20 protein-coding genes and 1 tRNA gene are annotated in these 20,666 nt (G+C 46.1%); 8 read left to right on the forward strand and 13 right to left on the reverse strand.

What is annotated here, in order from left to right:
- The first annotated feature begins 63 nt into the window (after positions 1-63).
- Positions 64-1,467 carry an SPFH domain-containing protein gene (locus tag R7Q48_RS21300; protein ID WP_005381498.1) on the forward strand — a complete coding sequence of 468 codons (1,404 nt, stop codon included), beginning with the start codon at positions 64-66 and terminating at the stop codon, positions 1,465-1,467.
- 102 nt (positions 1,468-1,569) lie between these two features.
- Here the strand turns inward: R7Q48_RS21300 and frdD are convergent, their stop codons facing one another.
- From frdD to frdA, 4 genes are read right to left on the reverse strand one after another with little or no spacing between them, the layout of a single operon-like run.
- Entirely contained in the window at positions 1,570-1,947 is a 378-nt protein-coding gene (gene frdD, locus R7Q48_RS21305) for a fumarate reductase subunit FrdD (RefSeq protein WP_005381493.1), read from the reverse strand.
- A gap of 11 nt (positions 1,948-1,958) precedes the next feature.
- Positions 1,959-2,342 carry a fumarate reductase subunit FrdC gene (frdC, locus tag R7Q48_RS21310; protein WP_005381491.1) on the reverse strand — a complete coding sequence of 128 codons (384 nt, stop codon included), beginning with the start codon at positions 2,340-2,342 and terminating at the stop codon, positions 1,959-1,961.
- Positions 2,343-2,344: 2 nt separating this feature from the next.
- Positions 2,345-3,103 carry a succinate dehydrogenase/fumarate reductase iron-sulfur subunit gene (locus tag R7Q48_RS21315; protein WP_005381489.1) on the reverse strand — a complete coding sequence of 253 codons (759 nt, stop codon included), beginning with the start codon at positions 3,101-3,103 and terminating at the stop codon, positions 2,345-2,347.
- On the reverse strand, positions 3,103-4,902 hold the full coding sequence (frdA, locus tag R7Q48_RS21320; protein ID WP_054575300.1) for a fumarate reductase (quinol) flavoprotein subunit: 1,800 nt from the start codon (positions 4,900-4,902) through the stop codon (positions 3,103-3,105). The genes R7Q48_RS21315 and frdA overlap by 1 nt, the downstream gene beginning before the upstream one ends.
- Before the next feature lie 435 nt (positions 4,903-5,337).
- Here frdA and epmA point away from each other — a divergent pair, with 435 nt between their 5' ends.
- The 4 genes from epmA (at position 5,338) to R7Q48_RS21340 (ending at position 8,451) form a co-directional block, all read left to right on the forward strand.
- Complete coding sequence (gene epmA, locus R7Q48_RS21325) at positions 5,338-6,309, forward strand: elongation factor P--(R)-beta-lysine ligase (RefSeq protein WP_256903334.1); 972 nt, start codon at positions 5,338-5,340, stop codon at positions 6,307-6,309.
- 9 nt (positions 6,310-6,318) lie between these two features.
- Positions 6,319-6,693 (forward strand): VanZ family protein, encoded by a 375-nt coding sequence (locus R7Q48_RS21330; RefSeq protein ID WP_017635567.1) that lies wholly within the window; start codon positions 6,319-6,321, stop codon positions 6,691-6,693.
- 21 nt (positions 6,694-6,714) lie between these two features.
- Entirely contained in the window at positions 6,715-7,350 is a 636-nt protein-coding gene (locus R7Q48_RS21335; RefSeq protein WP_005381480.1) for a TetR/AcrR family transcriptional regulator, read from the forward strand.
- A gap of 144 nt (positions 7,351-7,494) precedes the next feature.
- Positions 7,495-8,451, forward strand: coding sequence for a DHH family phosphoesterase (locus tag R7Q48_RS21340; RefSeq protein ID WP_256903333.1), 957 nt, complete (start codon positions 7,495-7,497; stop codon positions 8,449-8,451).
- Positions 8,452-8,522: 71 nt separating this feature from the next.
- Here the strand turns inward: R7Q48_RS21340 and R7Q48_RS21345 are convergent, their stop codons facing one another.
- The 5 genes from R7Q48_RS21345 to R7Q48_RS21365 form a co-directional block, all read right to left on the reverse strand.
- A complete protein-coding gene (locus R7Q48_RS21345; RefSeq protein ID WP_005381476.1) occupies positions 8,523-9,668 on the reverse strand; it encodes a murein hydrolase activator EnvC family protein in 1,146 nt (381 codons plus the stop codon).
- A gap of 27 nt (positions 9,669-9,695) precedes the next feature.
- Entirely contained in the window at positions 9,696-10,517 is an 822-nt protein-coding gene (gene cysE / locus R7Q48_RS21350; RefSeq protein ID WP_005381475.1) for a serine O-acetyltransferase, read from the reverse strand.
- Positions 10,518-10,595: 78 nt separating this feature from the next.
- A complete protein-coding gene (gene gpsA, locus R7Q48_RS21355) occupies positions 10,596-11,633 on the reverse strand; it encodes an NAD(P)H-dependent glycerol-3-phosphate dehydrogenase (protein ID WP_005381474.1) in 1,038 nt (345 codons plus the stop codon).
- 195 nt (positions 11,634-11,828) lie between these two features.
- Entirely contained in the window at positions 11,829-12,293 is a 465-nt protein-coding gene (gene secB, locus R7Q48_RS21360; protein ID WP_005386410.1) for a protein-export chaperone SecB, read from the reverse strand.
- A 225-nt stretch (positions 12,294-12,518) separates the two neighbouring features.
- Complete coding sequence (locus R7Q48_RS21365; protein WP_005386415.1) at positions 12,519-12,953, reverse strand: rhodanese-like domain-containing protein; 435 nt, start codon at positions 12,951-12,953, stop codon at positions 12,519-12,521.
- A 547-nt stretch (positions 12,954-13,500) separates the two neighbouring features.
- Between R7Q48_RS21365 and gpmM the strand changes: the two genes are divergently transcribed.
- Positions 13,501-15,033, forward strand: coding sequence for a 2,3-bisphosphoglycerate-independent phosphoglycerate mutase (gpmM, locus tag R7Q48_RS21370; protein ID WP_033907178.1), 1,533 nt, complete (start codon positions 13,501-13,503; stop codon positions 15,031-15,033).
- An 86-nt stretch (positions 15,034-15,119) separates the two neighbouring features.
- Here the strand turns inward: gpmM and R7Q48_RS21375 are convergent, their stop codons facing one another.
- The 4 genes from R7Q48_RS21375 to rsgA all read right to left on the reverse strand — a co-directional run bounded on the left by R7Q48_RS21375 (position 15,120) and on the right by rsgA (position 19,760).
- Positions 15,120-16,007 (reverse strand): DMT family transporter, encoded by an 888-nt coding sequence (locus R7Q48_RS21375; protein WP_005381469.1) that lies wholly within the window; start codon positions 16,005-16,007, stop codon positions 15,120-15,122.
- A 132-nt stretch (positions 16,008-16,139) separates the two neighbouring features.
- Complete coding sequence (locus R7Q48_RS21380; protein ID WP_053303033.1) at positions 16,140-17,555, reverse strand: SLC13 family permease; 1,416 nt, start codon at positions 17,553-17,555, stop codon at positions 16,140-16,142.
- Between the two features lie 166 nt (positions 17,556-17,721).
- On the reverse strand, positions 17,722-18,579 hold the full coding sequence (gene asd / locus R7Q48_RS21385; RefSeq protein WP_005381465.1) for an archaetidylserine decarboxylase: 858 nt from the start codon (positions 18,577-18,579) through the stop codon (positions 17,722-17,724).
- Positions 18,580-18,695: 116 nt separating this feature from the next.
- Complete coding sequence (rsgA, locus tag R7Q48_RS21390) at positions 18,696-19,760, reverse strand: small ribosomal subunit biogenesis GTPase RsgA (protein ID WP_005386419.1); 1,065 nt, start codon at positions 19,758-19,760, stop codon at positions 18,696-18,698.
- A 129-nt stretch (positions 19,761-19,889) separates the two neighbouring features.
- Here rsgA and orn point away from each other — a divergent pair, with 129 nt between their 5' ends.
- Both orn and R7Q48_RS21400 read left to right on the forward strand, forming a co-directional pair.
- The gene (gene orn, locus R7Q48_RS21395; RefSeq protein ID WP_017635574.1) at positions 19,890-20,435 is read left to right on the forward strand and encodes an oligoribonuclease; all 546 of its coding nucleotides are present in this window, start codon (positions 19,890-19,892) and stop codon (positions 20,433-20,435) included.
- A gap of 156 nt (positions 20,436-20,591) precedes the next feature.
- Positions 20,592-20,664, forward strand: a tRNA-Gly gene (locus tag R7Q48_RS21400).
- Positions 20,665-20,666: the final 2 nt, after the last annotated feature.

The raw sequence follows: 20,666 nt of genomic DNA on the forward strand, positions 1-20,666 counted from the left end.
GAGTTGCATAGCAATCTGATTTTTATCGATTTAACTCAGTAACAATCCAAAAAGGAGAACAAAATGGAAAGCAGAGGTTTAGGAAGGGGTTTAAAGGTGGAAGAAAGACGTCAGTTACTACATAAAGGATTAAAAGCAGCCGTATTTGGCGTACCGCTGTTGGCAATAGGCTTAACGATTAATAGCTCGGTGCTGATGACCGATGCGGGTTACAGCTACGTGCATCAGAATAATATTACTGGTGAGTTGGATGTGTTTACTGAACCTGGCATTCATTTTCGTATGCCATTTCTGTCCAAAATCACCAAGTATGACCAAGTGATCACCGTGTCATTCGGTAACAGCAAGGGCGAAGATTTTTATCAACGTCTTGATGCGATTCAGGTTCGATTTGCCGACACCTATATTGGTCAGATCCCCGTAACATTCCGCTTTAAGCTCAGTAATGACCCTGAAGCGGTGAAGAAGATGCATAAAGAGTTCCGCAACAACAGTAACTTGATCGATGCGCTGCTTGTAAAGAACGCACGTAACGTAACGGTGATTACCGCAACCCAATACACGGGTGAAGAGTTTTTCCAAGGTGGTTTGAACCAGTTCAAATCGAAACTTGGCGATCAGTTACGAGAGGGGATTTATCTAACAGAGCGACGTCAGGTTGAAGTGGAAGAGTTGGATCTTGCGCCTGTTGGGGCGAATCAAGCTAATCCGAACCAATTACAGCGCACCAATCAACTGGTTTGGAAAACCGTACCTGTCGTAGACAAAACCGGGCAACCGATTCGTCAAGACAATCCGTTACAACAATACGGTATTCAAGTGACGCAGGTGACCATTGGTGACCCGCAGCCAGAAAAGCAATTAGATCAGCTATTGGCAGATAAAAAGCGTTTAGTGGCGGATCGTATTCGCGCGATTCAGGAACAAGAAACGTCGAAAGCACAGGCAGAGACCGAGCAGTTACGCAAAGAGATTCAACGAACACGTGAGGTGCAAGACGCTCAGCGTGGTAAAGAACTCGCAATTATTGCTCAGCAAAAAGAAGTGGAAGTTGCACGTCAGATTGCAGAGCGTGAAATCGTTGAAGTGGAAAAAACCAAACGACTTGCTGAAGTCGAGAAGGAGAAAGAGCTAGCTATCGCAGAGGCTAACTTAGCGATTCAAAAAGCGAACGCACTTTCTGCTGAGTTTGAAGCGAAAGCGATATTAGCGAAAGGTCGCGCAGAATCTGAAGTCCTTAAAGGTAAGTATGCGGCGTTAGGAGCAAACCGTGAAGTTTACTTGGCAGAATTGAATCGAGACGTAGCGAACTCGCTGTACAACAATTTGCAAAACTTCCAAGTTCAGATGCCACAAAATTACATTGGTGGAAGTGACGAAACGGGCTTGAAAACAAACCTAGATGTGATTACTGGCTTTGGTGCTCTGGGTCTTATGGACCAGACAAAGAAGGTCACACAGCAATAAGATCATGGGTGGTCAAAAGCTTAAAAAGCAAAAAGATCATAGGTAACCCAAAGCAATAAAAAAGCTGGCATTTAGCCAGCTTTTTCTTTTTTGGTCAGTCTCTTAAATCATGAAGATAAAGATAACTGCTAGTGCAGTGATGAGGCCTGCAAATGCATAGCATGCAATTTTACCAATCACACCAGTGTGGAACTTAAGGTCGTGCATGCCGTGGTGTACACGGTGCATTGCATGCCACATTGGCAATGCTAGCGTGCCAATGATGAATAGCGCACCGATGATGCTGGTTGCGAATGCGGAGACACGCTCGTAGCTCATCGCTTCTGCATCAATCACGCCTAGTGGGACCAAGATGCCCAGCACCAATACCGTGATTGGCGTGATCATCGCGAACCAAGTACCACCTGCGCCAAACAGACCCCACCAGATTGGCTCATCAGAACGTTTTGGTGATGTGTTTACACTATAATTCGGTTTCATTGCTCAGCTCCTTACACCACGATGAGAACGATCAGTGAGATAAACGCAACAGCGGCCCACTGAGTCAATACGATGATCTTCTTGTCCACTGGTTTGCCTTTCAAACGAATTGGCATTACTTGTGGCATCATGCTGAAGAAAGTTTGAGCGTGGAATAGGCTACCGAGTAGTGCAACGATGTTGATTGCGACTACGATTGGGTTCGCCATGAATGCCAACCAACCTTGCCATGCTTCAGGACCTTTCACCAAGCAACCTAAACCGAAAGTTAGGAACAGAGTGAATAGGATTAACGGAAGCACCGTAGCTTCGCGTAGCATGTAGAAGCGGTAGAAAGGATGGTTCTTCCACCAAGTGCGTTTTACTTCACGAACGTAAGGTTTACGATTGCTCATCCTTATGCCTCCACTTTCTTTGGTGAACCATCAGGTTTCAACATAGCAATCACGAAGTCCATAGAAGACTCCACTTTGCCTTGGTTTACTGCCGCTGCTGGGTCAACGTTTTTCGGACAAACTTCAGAACAGTAACCAACAAACGTACAACCCCAAGCACCGTTTTCACCGTTGATAAGCTTCATGCGCTCATCTTTACCGTTGTCACGGCTGTCTAGGTTGTAGCGGTGGGCTAGCGTTAGTGCAGCAGGACCGATGAACTCTGGGTTAAGACCAAACTGAGGACATGCGGCATAGCACAGACCACAGTTGATACAGCCAGCGAACTGCTTGTATTTCGCCATCTGTTCTGGCGTTTGCAAGTTCGTACCGTCTTCTGGTTTACGATCGTTACCAATGATGTATGGTTTGATTGCTTCTAGGCGCTCGATGAATGGCGTCATATCAACAATCAAGTCTTTCTCGATTGGGAAGTTCGCTAGAGGCTCGATAGTCACGCCGTCTGGGTAGTCACGTAGGAAGCTCTTACAAGCAAGTTTCGGTACGTTGTTCACCATGATGCCGCAAGAACCACAGATCGCCATACGGCAAGACCAACGGTAAGACAGATCTTTGTCTAGGTGGTCTTTGATGTAACCAAGTGCGTCAAGTACAGACATGGTTTCATCGAATGGGACTTCGAATGTTTGCTTGTATGGTTCTGCATCTTTTTCTGGGTCGTAACGCAGGATGTCTACTTTTTGAATGCGATTTGCTGACATTATGCTTGCTCCTCTGCGTTCTTCTCTTCAGCCGCGGCTTTTTCTGCTGCTTCACCGTATAGACGAGCTTTTGGTTGTGACTTAGTGATGGTCACATTGCTGTAATCGATACTTGGTGCTGACTCTGGCTTGTAGAAAGCAAGTGAGTGTTTTAGGAAGTTCACGTCATCACGTTCTGTACAACCGTCGTCTAGACGTTGGTGCGCACCGCGAGATTCTTTACGTAGAATCGCAGAGTGAACCATCGCTTCTGCGACTTCTAGGCCGTAACCCACTTCGATTGCGTATAGAAGGTCTGTGTTGAACACTTTACCTTTGTCTTTGATGCTGATGCGTTTGTAGCGTTCTTTCAACTCAGTGATTTTGTCGATAGTCGCTTGCATCAAATCTTCTTGGCGGTAGATACCACAGCCCGCTTCCATGGTGTGGCCCATTTCTGTGCGTATTTCTGCCCAGTTTTCGTCGCCTTCTTGGTTCATCAGTTTCGCGATGCGCTCTTCAACGGCTTTGACTTGCGTGTCAATTGCCGCGTCGTTCCAACCTTTGAATTCTGCAGCGCGTTTCACTGCATTTTCACCCGCTACGCGGCCAAATACCACGAACTCAGCCAGTGAGTTAGAACCTAGACGGTTTGCACCGTGAAGACCAACAGATGCACATTCACCTACCGCGAATAGGCCTTTAATGCGAGTTTCACAACCGCCGTCCGTTTCAATACCACCCATGGTGTAGTGAACGGTTGGACGAATTGGAATTGGCTCTTTTGCAGGGTCCACGTTTACATAAGCTTTTGCTAGCTCACAGATGAACGGTAGACGTTCTTGTAGGTACTCTTCACCAAGGTGGCGAAGGTCTAGGTGCACCACGTCACCCAGTGGGTGTTTGATGGTGTTGCCTTTCTGTTGTTCGTGCCAGAAAGCTTGAGAAACTTTGTCACGAGGACCCAGTTCCATGTATTTGTTCTTCGGTTGGCCAACTGGAGTTTCAGGGCCCATACCGTAATCTTGTAGGTAACGGTAGCCATTCTTGTTAACGATGATACCGCCTTCACCACGACAACCTTCCGTCATCAGGATACCTGTACCAGGAAGACCGGTTGGGTGGTATTGAACGAATTCCATATCACGTAGAGGAACGCCGTGACGGTAAGCCATTGCCATACCATCGCCCGTTACGATACCGCCGTTGGTGTTACAGTGGTAAACACGGCCCGCGCCACCTGTTGCTAGAACAACAGATTTTGCTTTGATAGTAACAAGCTCGCCTTCAGACATGTGAATAGCAATCAGACCTTGAACTTCGCCTTCATCAACAAGCAGATCCACCACAAAGTACTCATCAAAACGTTTGATGTTGCTGTACTTCATTGATGTCTGGAATAGCGTATGAAGCATGTGGAAGCCAGTTTTGTCTGCAGCGAACCAAGTACGTTCAACCTTCATACCACCAAAGCGGCGTACGTTGACTTCACCGTTCTCTTTACGACTCCATGGGCAACCCCATTGCTCCATTTGGATCATTTCGCGAGTCGCGTTCTCTACAAAGTATTCAACAACATCCTGTTCACATAGCCAGTCACCACCGCCAACAGTGTCGTTGAAGTGGTTGTCTAAGCTATCTTCATCCTTGATAACTGCTGCTGAGCCACCCTCTGCAGCGACCGTGTGGGAGCGCATTGGATAAACTTTAGAAATCAGAGCGACTTCTAAGTCTGGGTTTGCTTCAGCCGCTGCAATAGCAGTACGAAGACCAGCGCCGCCTGCGCCGATGACTGCGATATCTGTGGTGATAATTTGCACAGTTATCCTCCAGTGTGTGATTGCGGAAATCCGCTTGTTATTGTCATTACGAGGCGCTCTTTAAAAAGAACTCCCCAAAAGTAGTAGGGTTAGTGTAGATGAGCCACATGGCAGAAAAATTGATGTAATTGGGTTTTTGCTTCGGTAATGCACTTAAGGGCATAGAATTTATAGGTTATGTGACTGCTATCACGGCATCGAGGTTTTGGCCCTCAAGCATTAACATTAAGGATGTTAAACCTGTGTTGCGCGACATTAACCGCATGGATAATAGGATTTTAACTGAGTGTTTTTTGTTCTGCGGCACGAGTAATGCTTGCCTCAAATTTGCGAGCACATTAGTAAAAAGAAGAAGGGATATTCCTCTCTTCTTGAAGAGTAAAAAGCATGTAGAATGAGACTTTCCTCGCTGAATTAAAGTTTGAGAGACTTGTTATGCAAACCAACTGGCAACCTACTGCTTCCATTGACCAACTTCGTCAACGTGCGACGTTAATCGCGTCGATTCGACAATTCTTCGCTGACCGACAGGTGATGGAAGTCGATACGCCAGCCATGAGTCACGCAACCGTGACTGACATTCATTTGCATACTTTCCAAACCGAGTTTGTTGGCCCAGGCTATGCCGATGGTAGTAAGCTGTTTTTTATGACCAGCCCAGAGTTCCATATGAAGCGCCTTTTGGCTGCGGGCAGCGGTTGTATTTATCAAATCAACAAAGCATTTCGTAATGAAGAGAATGGTCGCTACCACAACCCTGAATTCACGATGTTGGAGTGGTATCGCGTTGGCTTTGACCATCATAAATTGATGGATGAAATGGATGACCTGTTGCAGCTGGTATTGAAGTGTGGCGCAGCGCAGCGCATGACGTATCAGCAAGCCTTCATTGATGTGTTGGGTATGTGTCCACTGGAAGGCTCGATGACTGAGCTGAAAGCGGCGGCAAGCAAGCTGGGTTTGAGTGACATTGCTGAGCCAGAAGAAGATCGCGATACGCTGCTGCAACTACTATTTAGCGTGGGAGTAGAAAACAAAATTGGTCAGGACGTGCCGGCTTTTGTGTTCGATTTCCCTGCATCACAGGCGGCGCTTGCGAAAATCAATCCTCAAGATCATCGCGTCGCGGATCGTTTTGAAGTGTACTTTAAGGGGATAGAGCTGGCGAACGGATTTCATGAACTGGATAACCCGAAAGAGCAATTAGCGCGCTTTGAACAAGATAACGCAAAGCGTATCGAAATGGGTTTAAAACCACAGCCGATCGATTATCATCTGATCTCTGCACTGGAAGCAGGGTTGCCAGATTGTGCAGGGGTCGCGTTGGGTATCGATCGTTTGATCATGCTGGCGCTAGGCTGTGACCACATTGATCAAGTGATGGCCTTTCCATTTCCAATTGCATAAGGACGTCCAATGAACCTGACGGCTGCACGTTTCGTTATCTTTAGCTACGCCATATTGATCGCTTTTTTATCTCTGAGTTCAGGTGAACTGCAAGACTGGGGCAATATCGCGTATCTCGACAAAATGCAGCACGCTATGGCGTACAGCGGCTTTGCGTTTTTAGGTTGTTTTTGTGTGTGGCGTTGGCGTCAACGTTGGGCGGTGGCGATTAGTATTTTGCTATTCAGCGCCGTTATTGAGTGGTTGCAAGGGTATGTAGGGCGACAAACTTCTTGGTTAGACCTTGTCGCCAACTCAACTGGCATCTTAACTGGTCTGTTATGTTACCGTATTTGGAGCCTCTATCGACCTAGGTTGGTGAAGTCGCTATACTCGATTCGTTAATGAAGAGGGAACACGATAACAATGAAAACGCGCGACAAAATCGTCTACGCGGCACTGGAGTTGTTCAACCAACATGGTGAGCGCAACATCACCACCAATCACATTGCCGATCACATCGAAATTAGCCCTGGTAATCTGTATTACCACTTCCGCAATAAGCAAGAAATCGTTCGTGAGATCTTTGCGCTTTATTCAGCAGAACTTTTAGAAAGATTTACCCCTATTCAAGGTTCGCAAGAGAGCCTGACAATGCTGAAGAGCTACCTAGACTCTATTTTTACCTTGATGTGGAAATACCGCTTTTTCTACGCAAACTTACCAGAAATCTTGTCACGAGATGAACAGCTACACGAACAGTACATCGATGTGCAAGAGAAGCTGCAAGCGAACCTCATTGCTATTATGCAAGAGTTCGTAACGATGAAGCTGTTGAATGTCGATCAACAACAGTTGAAGTCATTGGTATGTACATTGCACTTGATTGCGTGTAGTTGGTTGGCGTATCAATCCGCGATGGCTTCAAAAACCAACATTACCGAGCAAATGGTGAAGCAAGGGATGTTGCAGATGCTTAATGTCGTTAAGCCATTAGCAACTGAACAGGGCTTAGAGCAGCTACTGTTATTAGAAGATGCGGTTAGCAATCTACACAGTTAAACGTCAAACTGCTTAATATTTCGAGAGTCACTCTCATTTTCGAGTCGTGGCTCGAGTTGACTTGTCAAATATGCCACGCACAATAGTCCCATACGCTAAAAACCCTTGCAGGGATAAGATTCTCGATAAAGGAACTATCGCCCCATGAATTACGACATTTTTAATGGTGATGCTGATGGCATCATTGCTCTTCTGCAATTACGTTTGGCTGATCCTGTCGATGCCCAGTTAATAACTGGTGTAAAGCGCGACATCAAGCTGGTGGAAAAAGTAGACGTGCAAGCGGGTGATGAGCTGACTGTGTTAGACATTTCGATGGAAAAGAACATGGCAGGTCTAGAGCAAGCTTTGGCTCAAGGCGCTCACGTCTTTTACGCCGACCATCACAAAGCGGGTGACATTCCTCAGCATGGTAATTTGGATGCGCACATCGATCTCGATGCCAACATGTGCACGGCGTTGATTGTCGATAAGTTGCTTGATGGGCGTTTTCATGACTGGGCGATTACGGCGGCTTATGGCGATAACATGATTGCTAAAGCCGATGAGTTAGCGAATAACGCGGGCTTGTCGCAGCAACAGAAAGAGCAGCTAAAAGAGCTGGGTACTTTAATTAACTACAACGGCTACGGCTCGAAAGTCGAAGATTTACACTTTCATCCTGCGGAGCTGTACCGAGCTTTGCTGAAGTACATGTCACCATTTGAAGCTATTGAAGATACGGCCTCGCCATACTACCAATTGCAATCGGCTTACCAACAAGACATGGAGGCGGCTCTCGCAGTGCCTGCCATGCATGAGAGCGGTAAGCTGAAGTTGTTTGAGTTACCAAACACGGCGGCATCACGCCGAATCAGTGGTGTTTATGGCAACTGGCTAGCAAACCAAGCCCCTGACTCTGCGCATGCGGTACTTACTGAAAATCCAGATGGTACTTATACGGTTTCACTCCGTGCCCCGTTAAACAATAAACAAGGTGCCGTGGCCGTGTGTGGTCAGTTCCCGACAGGTGGGGGGCGAGAGGCGGCGGCAGGAATCAACGCGTTAAGCAAAGATGATGTGAATGCTTTTATTGATGCGGTAGAAACCTACTACGCATAGCATTTTCCAAAACCATGAATACAACAAAGGAGCCGAGTGGCTCCTTTTTTATAAGTCTATGAGTCAGATAATCAGCGTTTTAACCAAGATTTCGGATTCTGCGCTTCACTATTACGACGAATTTCAAAGTACAGCGATGGCCTGTCTTGACCACCTGTATCACCCGCGAGAGCAATCACTTCGCCGGCGGTGACTCGGTCGCCTTCTTTTTTAGTTAAGGCTTGGTTGTAACCATAGAGGGTCATGTCACCTTTGCCGTGGTCGAGCAGTACCACTAAACCGTATCCGCGCAGATACTCCGCAAATACGACAGTACCAGGATAAACGGCTTTCACTTGTTGACCATAGTTGGCAGACAGCACCATGCCCTTCCAGTTTACCTGCCCGGTTTGTCGCGTACCAAAGTTGTGTAACACACTGCCTTTTAGTGGCCAAGGCAGCTTACCGCGCTGTTTGCCGAGTCCGTCCATTGGCACCGCATTACGCTTCGCTGCTTTGGCGATCTCTGCTTTTAAACGGGTTTCGTTGCGTTGCAGCTCGGCTAAGTAGCGTTTGTCATTCTTGATACTGCTCTGAATTTTATTCAGGGTTTGCTTACGCTTGGATTGTGTACTCGCTAGCGCTGTACGTTTTTCGGATTGCTGCTTGAGCAGAGTCTCGATTTGCTCTTTTTCTAGCTCGAGCTGGTTTTTGTTGTGCGCTAATTCTTGGGTTATTTTGGTGATCGCATCAATCACTTCAGCACGTGCTTTAGCTAAATGCTGGAAGTATTGGCTCATGCGGTCTTCTTCCACACCTTGATTTAACAAGTGACCATTGGCCTTCGCTCGCTCGGTTACGTAATACGTTTGCAGCAGCTGTTTGAGTTCTTCTTCTTGCTCTTGACGCTGTGCTTCTTGCAAGGCAATTTTCTCTTCCAGGTTTTCTATGTTTTTGTCTGCTTGTGCGAGGTTAGACTTGGTTTGTCGTATTTCACGCTCAAGCTTAGAAATACCAAGCTCTTGATCTTTTAGTGATTTCTGTAACTCATTGAGCTGCTTTTCTTGGGAAGAGAGCGATTTGCGCTGACGGCTTATCTCACTGGATACGCCTTTGAGCTCTTGCTGACTCACAGCAGAGGAGGTAATGGGATAAGTGGCAGATAAAGCACAAGTTAATAAAATAGCCGAGCGTAGAACAGGGTGATTTTGTTTTCGCACTTGAGAGTTACCTACCACGTTGTTGTCAAAAAGGTTTGTTGACGATTAAATACCATCTCCATGGATAAAGCTTTGCGACTTGCCGTTAAAGCCTTGATCCATATCGAGAGAGGGTTTGTCCGTTTTTGGACGTCCGACGATTTTTGCAGGCACGCCAGCCACCGTTGTGTGAGGAGGCACGGCTTGCAATACCACAGAGCAAGATCCGATTTTCGCGCCTTCACCGACTTCGATATTGCCAAGAATCTTTGCACCAGCTCCGATCATCACACCCTCGCGAATTTTCGGGTGACGATCACCGCATTCTTTACCAGTACCACCAAGGGTGACATCTTGCAGTATAGACACGTCGTTTTCGACCACGGCAGTTTCACCAATCACGATGCCTGTTGCATGGTCGAGCATGATGCCACTACCAATGCGCGCTGCAGGGTGGATATCGACCTGACATGCTACCGAAATCTGATTTTGTAGGTAAGTCGCAAGAGCGTGACGACCTTGCTTCCACAGCCAGTTTGCTACTCGGTAGCCTTGCAGTGCGTGATAGCCTTTTAGGTACAGCAATGGCATTGAGTACATTGAAACAGCAGGGTCGCGATTGACCGTGGCACAAATATCACAAGCCGCGCCGTCAGTGATGGTTGGATCAGCCGCAAAGGCTTCTTCAACCACTTCACGCACAGCCATCGCTGGCATGGAAGCGGTGTTCAATTTGTTAGCCAGAATATAACTCAGAGCGGCACACAAACTTTCATGCTTGATAATGGTGGCATGATAGAAGCTCGCCAGCATAGGCTCTTGTTCTGACATTTCACGGGCTTCTGAGACAATTTTGTTCCAGACTTTTTGTTTTTCGCAGTGTTTCATTCTCAATATCCAGAGTGGTTCTTCCGTGACCCGACAACTTCAATTTTTCTCAGATGAGCTGCAAAGGGCGGTAGATTGCTACTTTCCTTCGGCTTTTTTGTCACGAGCAAGTAAATCTTGCGCTGCTAAGCGCGCATCTTTTCCTTGATACAATACTTGATAAATTTGATCAACTATCGGCATCTCAACACCCATACGTTGAGAAAGTAGCCAGACTTCTTTTGTATTGCGGTAACCCTCAACCACTTGGCCAATTTCTTCTTGAGCCGTATCAACGTCTTTACCTTGGCCTAATGCCAAGCCAAAGCGTCGGTTACGTGATTGGTTATCGGTACATGTCAGGACAAGATCGCCTAAACCCGCCATGCCCATAAAGGTTTCTGGCTGTGCACCTAGCGCAGCACCAAGGCGACTCATTTCAGCCAAGCCACGAGTAATTAATGCAGTACGGGCGTTGGCGCCAAAACCGATACCATCAGACATACCCGCACCAATCGCAATAACGTTTTTCACAGCGCCGCCCAATTGCATACCAATAAAGTCACTATTGGCATATACGCGGAAGGTTTTGCTACAGTGGATTTTTTCTTGTAGATCCGCAACAAATTCAGAATCTGGAGACGCAACTGAAATTGCAGTCGGCATACCCATTGCGAGCTCTTTCGCAAACGTTGGGCCAGACAATACTGCTAGTGAGTAGTTTTCACCGATAATGTCATAAGCGACGTCTTTCAGCAGGCGCCCCGTTTCAGGTTCAAGCCCTTTGGTTGCCCAACAGATGCGAGAGTCTTCGCGCAAGAATGGTTTACAGCTGTTTAGCACGATGCCAAAGACATGGCTTGGAACCACAACCAACAAATCTCGGCTTGCTTGAACGGCTTTTTCTAAATCCGATTCAATGATCAAGCTTTCAGGGAAATCAACACCTGGTAAAAAGGCATGGTTAGCTCGGTCTGCTTCTAGGCGAGCCATGTGCTCTGGCTCGTGTCCCCAAAGGACAACGTTCGCGCCGTTACGAGCGAGTGAGATTGCCAAAGAGGTGCCGTATGAGCCTGCGCCAATCACAGTCATTGCGATGTCTTTACCGTAAGCATTGTTTGTATTTGCTTGTGTCATGCTACCGCCTAATTGTCTTGCTACTAGTAGAATCTAGTTCCTAATCGTCAAATTTTACGCCTTCTGGCGATTAGGAACTAGAAACTTTTGTCAGAAATAAAAAATGCACATTGCATCGAATGGTAGACGCTCTGTGCATTTTATTTGAGTCGGTGACGTCAGCACTGTGGCTATTCGTCACTTATAAAACGTGAATTACGCTTCAGCTTCGCCTTGTTGAGCTTGCTGTTGTAGGTAGTTCATGAATAGCGCGTCAAAGTTTACTGGCGCTAGGTTCAGTTGAGGGAACGTACCTTTAACGACTAGGCTTGAGATAGTTTCACGAGCGTATGGGAATAGGATGTTCGGGCAGAATGCGCCTAGGCAATGTGCAAGTTGACCAGCTTCCATTTGTTCAGCAGTGAAGATACCACCTTGTTGAACTTCACATAGGAACGCAGTCTCTTCTTCGTTCTTCACAGTAACGGTTAGGCGTAGAACAACTTCGTAAACGCCTTCACCAAGCTCACGGCTTTGAGTGTCTAGGTCTAGTTTAACGTCTGGGTTCCACTCTTTCTGGAAAATTACTGGAGAGTTCGGCGCTTCAAAAGAAACGTCTTTTAGGAAGATGCGTTGAATTGCGAAGTTTTGTTGTGCGTCTTGAGGTGCTGCTTCAGCCATTTTTTAATCCTTAAATCAATATTTGTTGAGCCTAGAAACGTCTAAGCTCAGAAAACTGGTATGTCCTGAGACTAACTGAGCCAATCTACCTTGACTAGATGAAGCGTGTATTACGTGCAAAGCGTCACAACTTAGTGCTCCAACTGCTTTCAATTTGCTCAGTTTTTTGTCCGCGAGGCTTGGTAAAAGCGCGTTTAAACGCGAACTTTCGTTCTTGCCACGTTCCTACTTCTTACCGCGAACTAACGGCAGGTTCGCTTCGTTCCACGCAATCAAACCATTTTTTAGTAGGCTCACGTTTTCGAAGCCAGCTTTTACTAGTAGGTTTGCGCTTTCTTGAGCGGTCTGTCCTGTCTTACATACAACAATGATTGGGTCTGATTTGTGGTTTTCAAGGCTACCCAAGTTACCCGCTTTGATGTCTGACGGTAAAATGTGAAGTGAGTCGGTGATATGACCTTTTTTGAACTCGTCTTTGGTACGGATATCCACTACAACGCCGTTTTCACGGTTCATAAGATGAGTCAGTTGGTTTACGTTGATTTCTTTGTATGCGGCTGTCGCTGATTTCACGATGTTCATGATAAAGGCGACAAGAAGACCTACCCAAACCAAAGATAGAATCATGTTCTGTTGGAAAAATTCAATGTACTCTTGCATGTCTTGAGCTCTTACGCTGTTGGCGGAAAAATAAAGCAGGAGTATAGCGAGGTTACGGCTCTTAGGCGAGAGGGTTAAAATTTTCTAACGAATAATTGAGATCTCTATAAACCCGTTATGCCCTTACTATCCGTACATTTCGCTCTGGTAGCTTGATTGCTTTGGCCTATTGGACTTATCGGTTTAAGTGACTTCTGTTTTACTGAGAAAAGAGAACAATAGGTATTAACCCATCTTGTTTGATGTTGCTTTAAATTAGCGCTGTTTCAAGTGCAAAAATAAGAATGAGAAGCGTAAGAAAACCGAACTTAGACTGGGGTGTACAAAGCGTATTAGAAATGACTATGCTTGTGGAACACGATTGTCGGCACTGACTCGTTGTTCGCTTAACTTGTAAGATAGCAACAATAAATCGCAAACATTATTTGATCTTAACCTACAGTTTTGGTTAAAAAGTGTAGTAAAATTACGCTAGTTTTGTTTCAAGGTTAGATAGGGCAGCGAGGCCCTACGCCAAAAGTTACTTAAATTTGATGAGGTCATCACTATGTCAGCTAAGAAGCCACTGGCTCTAGTTATCCTTGACGGTTACGGTTACCGTGAAGACACAGCAAGTAACGCAATTGCGAATGCGAAAACACCAGTAATGGATGCTCTGATTGCGAATAACCCACACACATTAATCTCTGCTTCAGGCATGGATGTTGGCCTTCCTGATGGTCAAATGGGTAACTCTGAAGTTGGTCACACTAACATTGGTGCAGGCCGCGTTGTATACCAAGACCTGACTCGTATCACTAAATCAATTGCGGATGGTGAGTTCGAAGAAACGCCTGCGCTAGTTGAAGCTATCGACTCTGCAGTGAAAGCTGAAAAAGCAGTACACATCATGGGCCTGATGTCTCCAGGCGGTGTTCACTCTCACGAAGACCACATTTACGCTGCAGTTGAAATGGCAGCGGCGCGTGGCGCAGAGAAAATCTACCTGCACTGCTTCCTAGACGGCCGTGACACACCACCACGTAGTGCTGAAAACTCACTACAACGTTTCCAAGACCTATTTGCGAAACTAGGTAAAGGCCGCGTTGCTTCTCTAGTAGGTCGTTACTACGCAATGGACCGTGACAACAACTGGGATCGCGTCCAAGTTGCTTACGATCTTCTAACTCAAGCTAAAGCTGAGTTCACAGCAGAAACGGCAGTTGCAGGTCTAGAAGCGGCTTACGCTCGTGAAGAAAACGACGAATTCGTTAAAGCAACAACTATCAAAGCGGAAGGTCAAGAAGACGCAATCATGCAAGATGGTGATGCGGTTATCTTCATGAACTACCGTGCTGACCGTGCACGTCAAATCACTCGTGCATTCGTTCCTGCGTTTGACGGCTTTGAGCGTGCAGTATTCCCAGCAATCAACTTTGTGATGCTGACTCAATACGCGGCTGATATCCCTCTAGCTATCGCATTCCCACCTGCGTCTCTAGAAAACACTTACGGTGAGTGGCTATCTAAACAAGGTCAAACTCAGCTACGTATCTCTGAAACAGAGAAATACGCACACGTGACTTTCTTCTTCAACGGTGGTGTTGAGAACGAATTCGAAGGCGAAGAGCGTCAGTTGGTTGCTTCTCCAAAAGTTGCAACGTACGACATGCAGCCTGAAATGAGCTCTCCAGAACTAACAGAGAAGATGGTTGCGGCTATCAAATCAGGTAAGTTCGATACCATCATCTGTAACTACCCGAACGCAGATATGGTTGGTCACACTGGCGTTTATGAAGCGGCTGAGAAAGCAATCGAAGCTCTAGATGAAAGCGTGGGTAAAGTGGTTGAAGCAATCAAAGAAGTTGGCGGTCAACTATTGATCACTGCGGACCACGGTAACGCAGAAATGATGATCGACCCTGAAACTGGCGGCATCCACACTGCTCACACTAACCTACCAGTGCCTCTAATCTATGTAGGTGACAAAGCGGTTGAATTCAAAGAAGGCGGTAAACTGTCTGACCTTGCACCAACCATGCTTTCTCTAGCTGGTCTAGAAATCCCAGCAGAAATGACGGGTGAAGTATTAGTTAAATAAATAATTAACTAACGGCTCCGAATGACAAAAGCCCGAGTTTAAACTCGGGCTTTTTTGTATCTGGCAATAAGGGCTGGTCTGTAAGGTTACTGAACCAAAATGCCCGCACCAATCACAGCTAGGGCTGCGCCCAACCATGCAAATCGGTTTGGTCGGCGTTTAGTGTAAATCCAGAGCAGTGGTAGCAACATAATTGGCGTGGTTGAAGATAGAAGTGCAACCATACCTACATTTCCTTCTTGGAGTGCGTATAAGATTAGCGTCATGCCGACGGCCATCGCCAAGAAACCATTAAGGGCAGTAATACCAAATACGCGCCAAGTAATGTGTTGCGTCGAGCGAGCGACTTTGACTCCTAGAACTAACAACATGCTGTGGGCGAAAAAGGCACTGATCATTCGAATAGCAGAAGCCGCAACTGGGTCAATACTGGTTTGCATTACTGGCTTGGCGATAATGCCTCCCAATGCTTGGCACATTGCTGCGGTTAAGCCAAGTCCAATACCTACCCAGATGTTACCTTTAATGTCTTCCAAGACGTTATTCACTTGACCTCTTCGGCCAAAGAATATCGCCATCACCACGCCGCTAAATACCAATGATGCGCCCAGTAGTTCTATTGTGGTCATGACTTCGCTAAATAAGAAGTAGCCCAAGATGGCAGAGAACACGGCGTGGCAAGAGAAGAGTAACCCGGCTTGTCTTGGCCCCATACGATTCAAACACGCGAATAGAGCGGTATCGCCAATAAAAATACCAATCAGTCCTGAGGCCATCATTGGCGTTACATGTTCCCAAGAAACCGTTAACCAGCCGCCAGTTATCCAGGCCATTGTTGATAAGATCACGGCTGTGCAGCCCATACGCCAGCGGCTGTAAGAAAATGCGCCTAGGTGTTGTGCAGGAATGACCGAAATTAGGCTAGAAACTGCCCACAGAAAAGCGGCGCATAAAGCAAGCCATTCGTAACCCATGATGTGTCGACGTCCTTGTAGAGTAGAGGAGTCTTAATATGCACGAAATTTATGGGATGTAAAAGCCGCTCTGTAAGGGCAGTAGCTGGAGAGCAGCTCCATGACAACACGCTTTTTCATGGAGCTCTTCGATTAAAACAGTACCAAAACTGCGCCATACACGATAATTAGACCAATCAAACCGAGAATCAGGCCTACTTTCGCCATGTCTTTGCTCTCGATGAGGCCTGTTGAATAAGCCAAAGAGTTTGGTGGTGTGGAAACCGGTAAGATCATGCCAAGTGATGCGGAGAAGGCGACGACAACCAGTAAACCTTGTAGGCCACCAACCGCAATAAGGCTTGGCATGGATGTACCAATAGCGGCAGCAATAGGCATCAATAAGTTTGCCGTTGCGGTATTAGACATAAAGTTCGCCATTAACCAGCACACTACCGATAGGGCTAAAACAACGGCAAATGGTGATAGCAGGCTGTAATCAATAGCGTGCGCTAATGCTTCGGCTAAGCCTGTTTTGTCTAAGGCAATACCAATTGCTATACCACCGGCAACCAGCCATAAAACATCCCAGTTAATTAGCTTGAGCTCTTCTTTTCCCATAATGCCCGTTAACGTGAACACTGCTAGTGGGATAATCGCGACAACATATGTATTCATGCCATGCACTTTCGTTGTCATCCAAAGCAAAATGGTTAGTGCAAAAGTGATGTAGACGACGATCGCACGCCAGCTCTTTTTGAATGTACCATCTAGCTTTAGTTTCATTTCTGGTTCGCTAGACGGAAACAGCTTTTGCAACAAGAACCAAGCTACAGTGAGTTGTACCAACACAAAGGGTAGACCCATTGTCATCCACGATAGGAAGTCTATCGCGTTTTCTCCAGTGAGATATTGAAGCGCTATCGCATTAGGTGGCGTGCCTATCGGAGTCGCAATGCCGCCTGTATTCGCTGCAATTGGAATACACAACACCAGTGCTTTAATGCCTAAATCCCCTTTAGGTGCTGAAGCGACGATGGGGCCAAGCAGGGCTAGCATCATCACGGTCGTGGCAGTATTGGACATAAACATTGAAAAAACGGCGGTAATTAACATCAAGCCCAGCATGATGAACTTAGGTTGGGTGCCGAATGGTTTTAATAGAACTCGGGCGAGGTTGTTGTCGAGCTCGTATTTGGAAGCCGCAATCGCAAGAGCAAAACCACCCATAAAAAGAATAATGATCGGTGAAGAGAAGGCCGAGAAAATATCGGTGTAAGCAATTAACTCTCCTAAATCATGCCCCGCTGGTGGATTGCGAAATAGATGCAAACCTTTATCCGATATCATGATCAGTTCAAGAGCGATAATAAGAATGGACGTAGCAAAAACGGGAACCGGCTCGAGAACCCAAAGTAGGGCAGCAAGAAGAAAAATAGCCAACAGGCGATGCTGAATTAAAGTGAGATCGTCAATAGGAATAGCATCGATCGGCATCATCAAAACACCGAGCGGAATTAAAAAGCACACCAGCAATTTCGCCAACGTGTTTACACTCATCTTTGGCATTGGCTGCCCCTCTAAATATTCATTCTAAGCGCAGGATAATTGATTGTGGAATGAGGGTCTTAGAGGCAGGTATGAGTTTGAGAAATAGAGGCTAAATTTCGAACGGAGTTTTGCTTTTTATCAATAAAAAGAGCCCTTAATAAAGGGCTCTTTAACGTTGTTTTACTTATTTTTTCAAGGCGTAAGGTGTGCCCATAACGGTTGGCTTACCGTTTTCCATGCTTGCGTCAAACTCAATCGCGTCTTTGGCAAACAGGTTAATAACAGTAGAACCCAGTTTGAAGCGGCCCATCTCTTCGCCTTTTTTCAAGATCACGGCCTTGTCACCCTCTGCTGGGTAATCCCATTTGTAGACAGTGTTTCCACGAGGCGGAGTGATCGTGCCAGCCCATACTTGCTCAATGCTACCAACAATTGTCGCACCAACAAGCACCTGTGCCATTGGACCAAACTCAGTATCGAAGATACACACCACACGCTCGTTACGTGCAAATAGGTTTGGTACGTTTTCTGCTGTCAGAGGGTTTACTGAGAACAGGTCACCTGGTACGTAAATCATTTGGCGCAGAGTGCCGTCACATGGCATGTGTACACGGTGGTAATCGCGCGGAGATAGGTACAATGTCGCAAAAGAACCATCTTTAAATTCGTCAGCTAAATTCGCGTCACCGCCCAGCAATTCTTGTGCTGAGAAGTGATGACCTTTTGCTTGGATAAGTTGACCATCTTCAATAGGGCCAAACTGGCTAACACAAGCGTCGGCTGGATGAGTGATGACGTTTTCGCCTTCAGAAATTGGGCGTGCGCCTTCTTTTAGCTCACGAACGAAAAACTCGTTGAACGTTTTAAAATGCTTAGGATCTGAGTGCTTTGCCTCATCCATATTCACATTGTATTGTTTGATAAACCAACGAATAACTGCTGTTGTTAGACCGCCAGCTTTTGCTGAAGCCAGTTTACCCATTAGGCGAGTGAGGCCGTGTTGTGGGATCCAGTACTGCAGTCCAACTTTAAACTTGTCCATCTTTAATTCCGATACTTCTGTTAGATTCGCGCTTTAGGGCGCGTGATGTTACTGAAATTTAATTTGCTTGTCAGTATTAGGTGAAGACTTTTTACACAGTTACAGCCTTAACTCAATTACAGATCGGCTTTTTTATTACGTGAATACTGACGATTTGCTTTGTTTTCAACCATGCTTTCCAAAATGCGATGATAGTTTTCAAAGCGAGTTTCGTTAATTTCCCCGTTCTCGACAGCTTCGCGTAGAAGGCAGCCTGGGTCATCATTGTGTTTACAATCTCGGAACTTGCAACCGCCTAAATATGGTCGAAATTCAACGAATGCTTTTGTTACTTCTTCTGCTTCCAAATGCCAAAGACCAAATTCACGTACTCCAGGTGAGTCGATCAAATCGCCACCCGTTGGAATGTGGTATAAACGTGCAGCCGTCGTGGTGTGTTGGCCCAAGCCAGAGTTCTCAGAGACTTCGCCTTCTTCCACTTCGCTCTCTAGTTCCGGCATTAACGCGTTGACTAAGCTGGATTTCCCTACGCCTGATTGACCAACAAAGATATTAATTCGGTCACGCAGCAGGGTTTCTAGTTCAGCAATGCCTTCTCCAGACTTCTTGCTGACCAGAAGCACTTTATAGCCAATGCGTTCATATTCTTTGAGCCATTCTTCATACATTGCACGATCATCGGCTTCTAGAAGGTCGACTTTATTTAAGACCAACAATGGCGCAATATTCAGTGTTTCTGATGCAACGAGATAGCGGTCAATAATATTTAGCGATAGCTCTGGTAATACCGAAGAGACAATGACCATTTGATCAATATTGGCTGCAACGGGTTTTAGGCCATCGTAATAATCTGGACGAGTGAGCACTGAAGAGCGAGGTTCTACCGCTTCAACAACACCAGAGATGCCCGCCATAGACTCCAATCCTTCGCGCCATAAAACACGATCGCCAGATACTAGAGACTCAATACCACGGCGGAGGTTACAGCGTTGAATTTCGCCTGTTTCAAGGTCTTCAATGTCCGCGTGCTGACCAAAACGAGTGATCACGAGACCTTGCTTGCTGGCGCCTAGCATGTTTTCATCCCACTGGATGGAATCTTCTTGCTTCTTCAAACGCTTTTGTTGGTTGCTACGTACGCGTCGCACCTGACCTTTGGTTAACTTTTTCTTCTTTGCCACAATTCTGTACTTTATGTGAATTTACTCAAATGGTTGAGCCGTACTCTTGGCTCCGTGTATGAGTATCGTGTTTCTCGTATTTTGAGGTATAGTACCTCTTTTATCGATAAACAAATAGGCGGCGTAACCATGTCCTTTAGCGATCAAAACCTAATTTGGGTTGATTTAGAGATGACAGGGCTTGATCCTGAAACGCACAAAATCATCGAAATTGCTTCTATTGTCACGGATAGCGAACTAAATATTTTGGCTGAAGGTCCAGTGTTAGCGATTCATCAGCCGGAAGAAGAACTGGCGAAAATGGACGACTGGTGTACTAATACGCATACTGCAAGCGGTTTGGTGGAGCGCGTTCGAAACAGTCAAATCTCAGAACAAGACGCAGTCGCTCAAACCATTGAATTTTTAGAAAAATGGGTGCCGAAAGGGGCGTCGCCAATATGTGGTAACAGCATTGGGCAGGATCGCCGCTTTTTATACAAGCATATGCCTGAGTTGGAAGAGTTCTTCCATTACCGATATGTTGACGTTAGTACTCTTAAAGAACTAGCACGTCGCTGGCAACCTGAGGTGCTAAATGGGTTCACAAAACAGGGAACACATTTGGCCTTGGACGACATTCGTGAGTCCATCGCAGAACTTAAGTACTATCGAGGTACTATTTTCAAGATTTAACTGTTAAGGTTGCGATCCAAATTGTTGTAATTTATATCGCTTTTGATTGCTTTTTCGTCGTTCAGTAAAAAAATAAAGTTTTTTTGAAGGAAGGACTTGCATCACAAAAAAATGCTCTTATAATTCGCAGCCCTAAACAGCGGAAACGTTGTTGATGCGACACTAGCTCAGTTGGTAGAGCGCAACCTTGCCAAGGTTGAGGTCACGAGTTCGAACCTCGTGTGTCGCTCC

The organism is Vibrio sp. 378 (genome assembly GCF_033339435.1).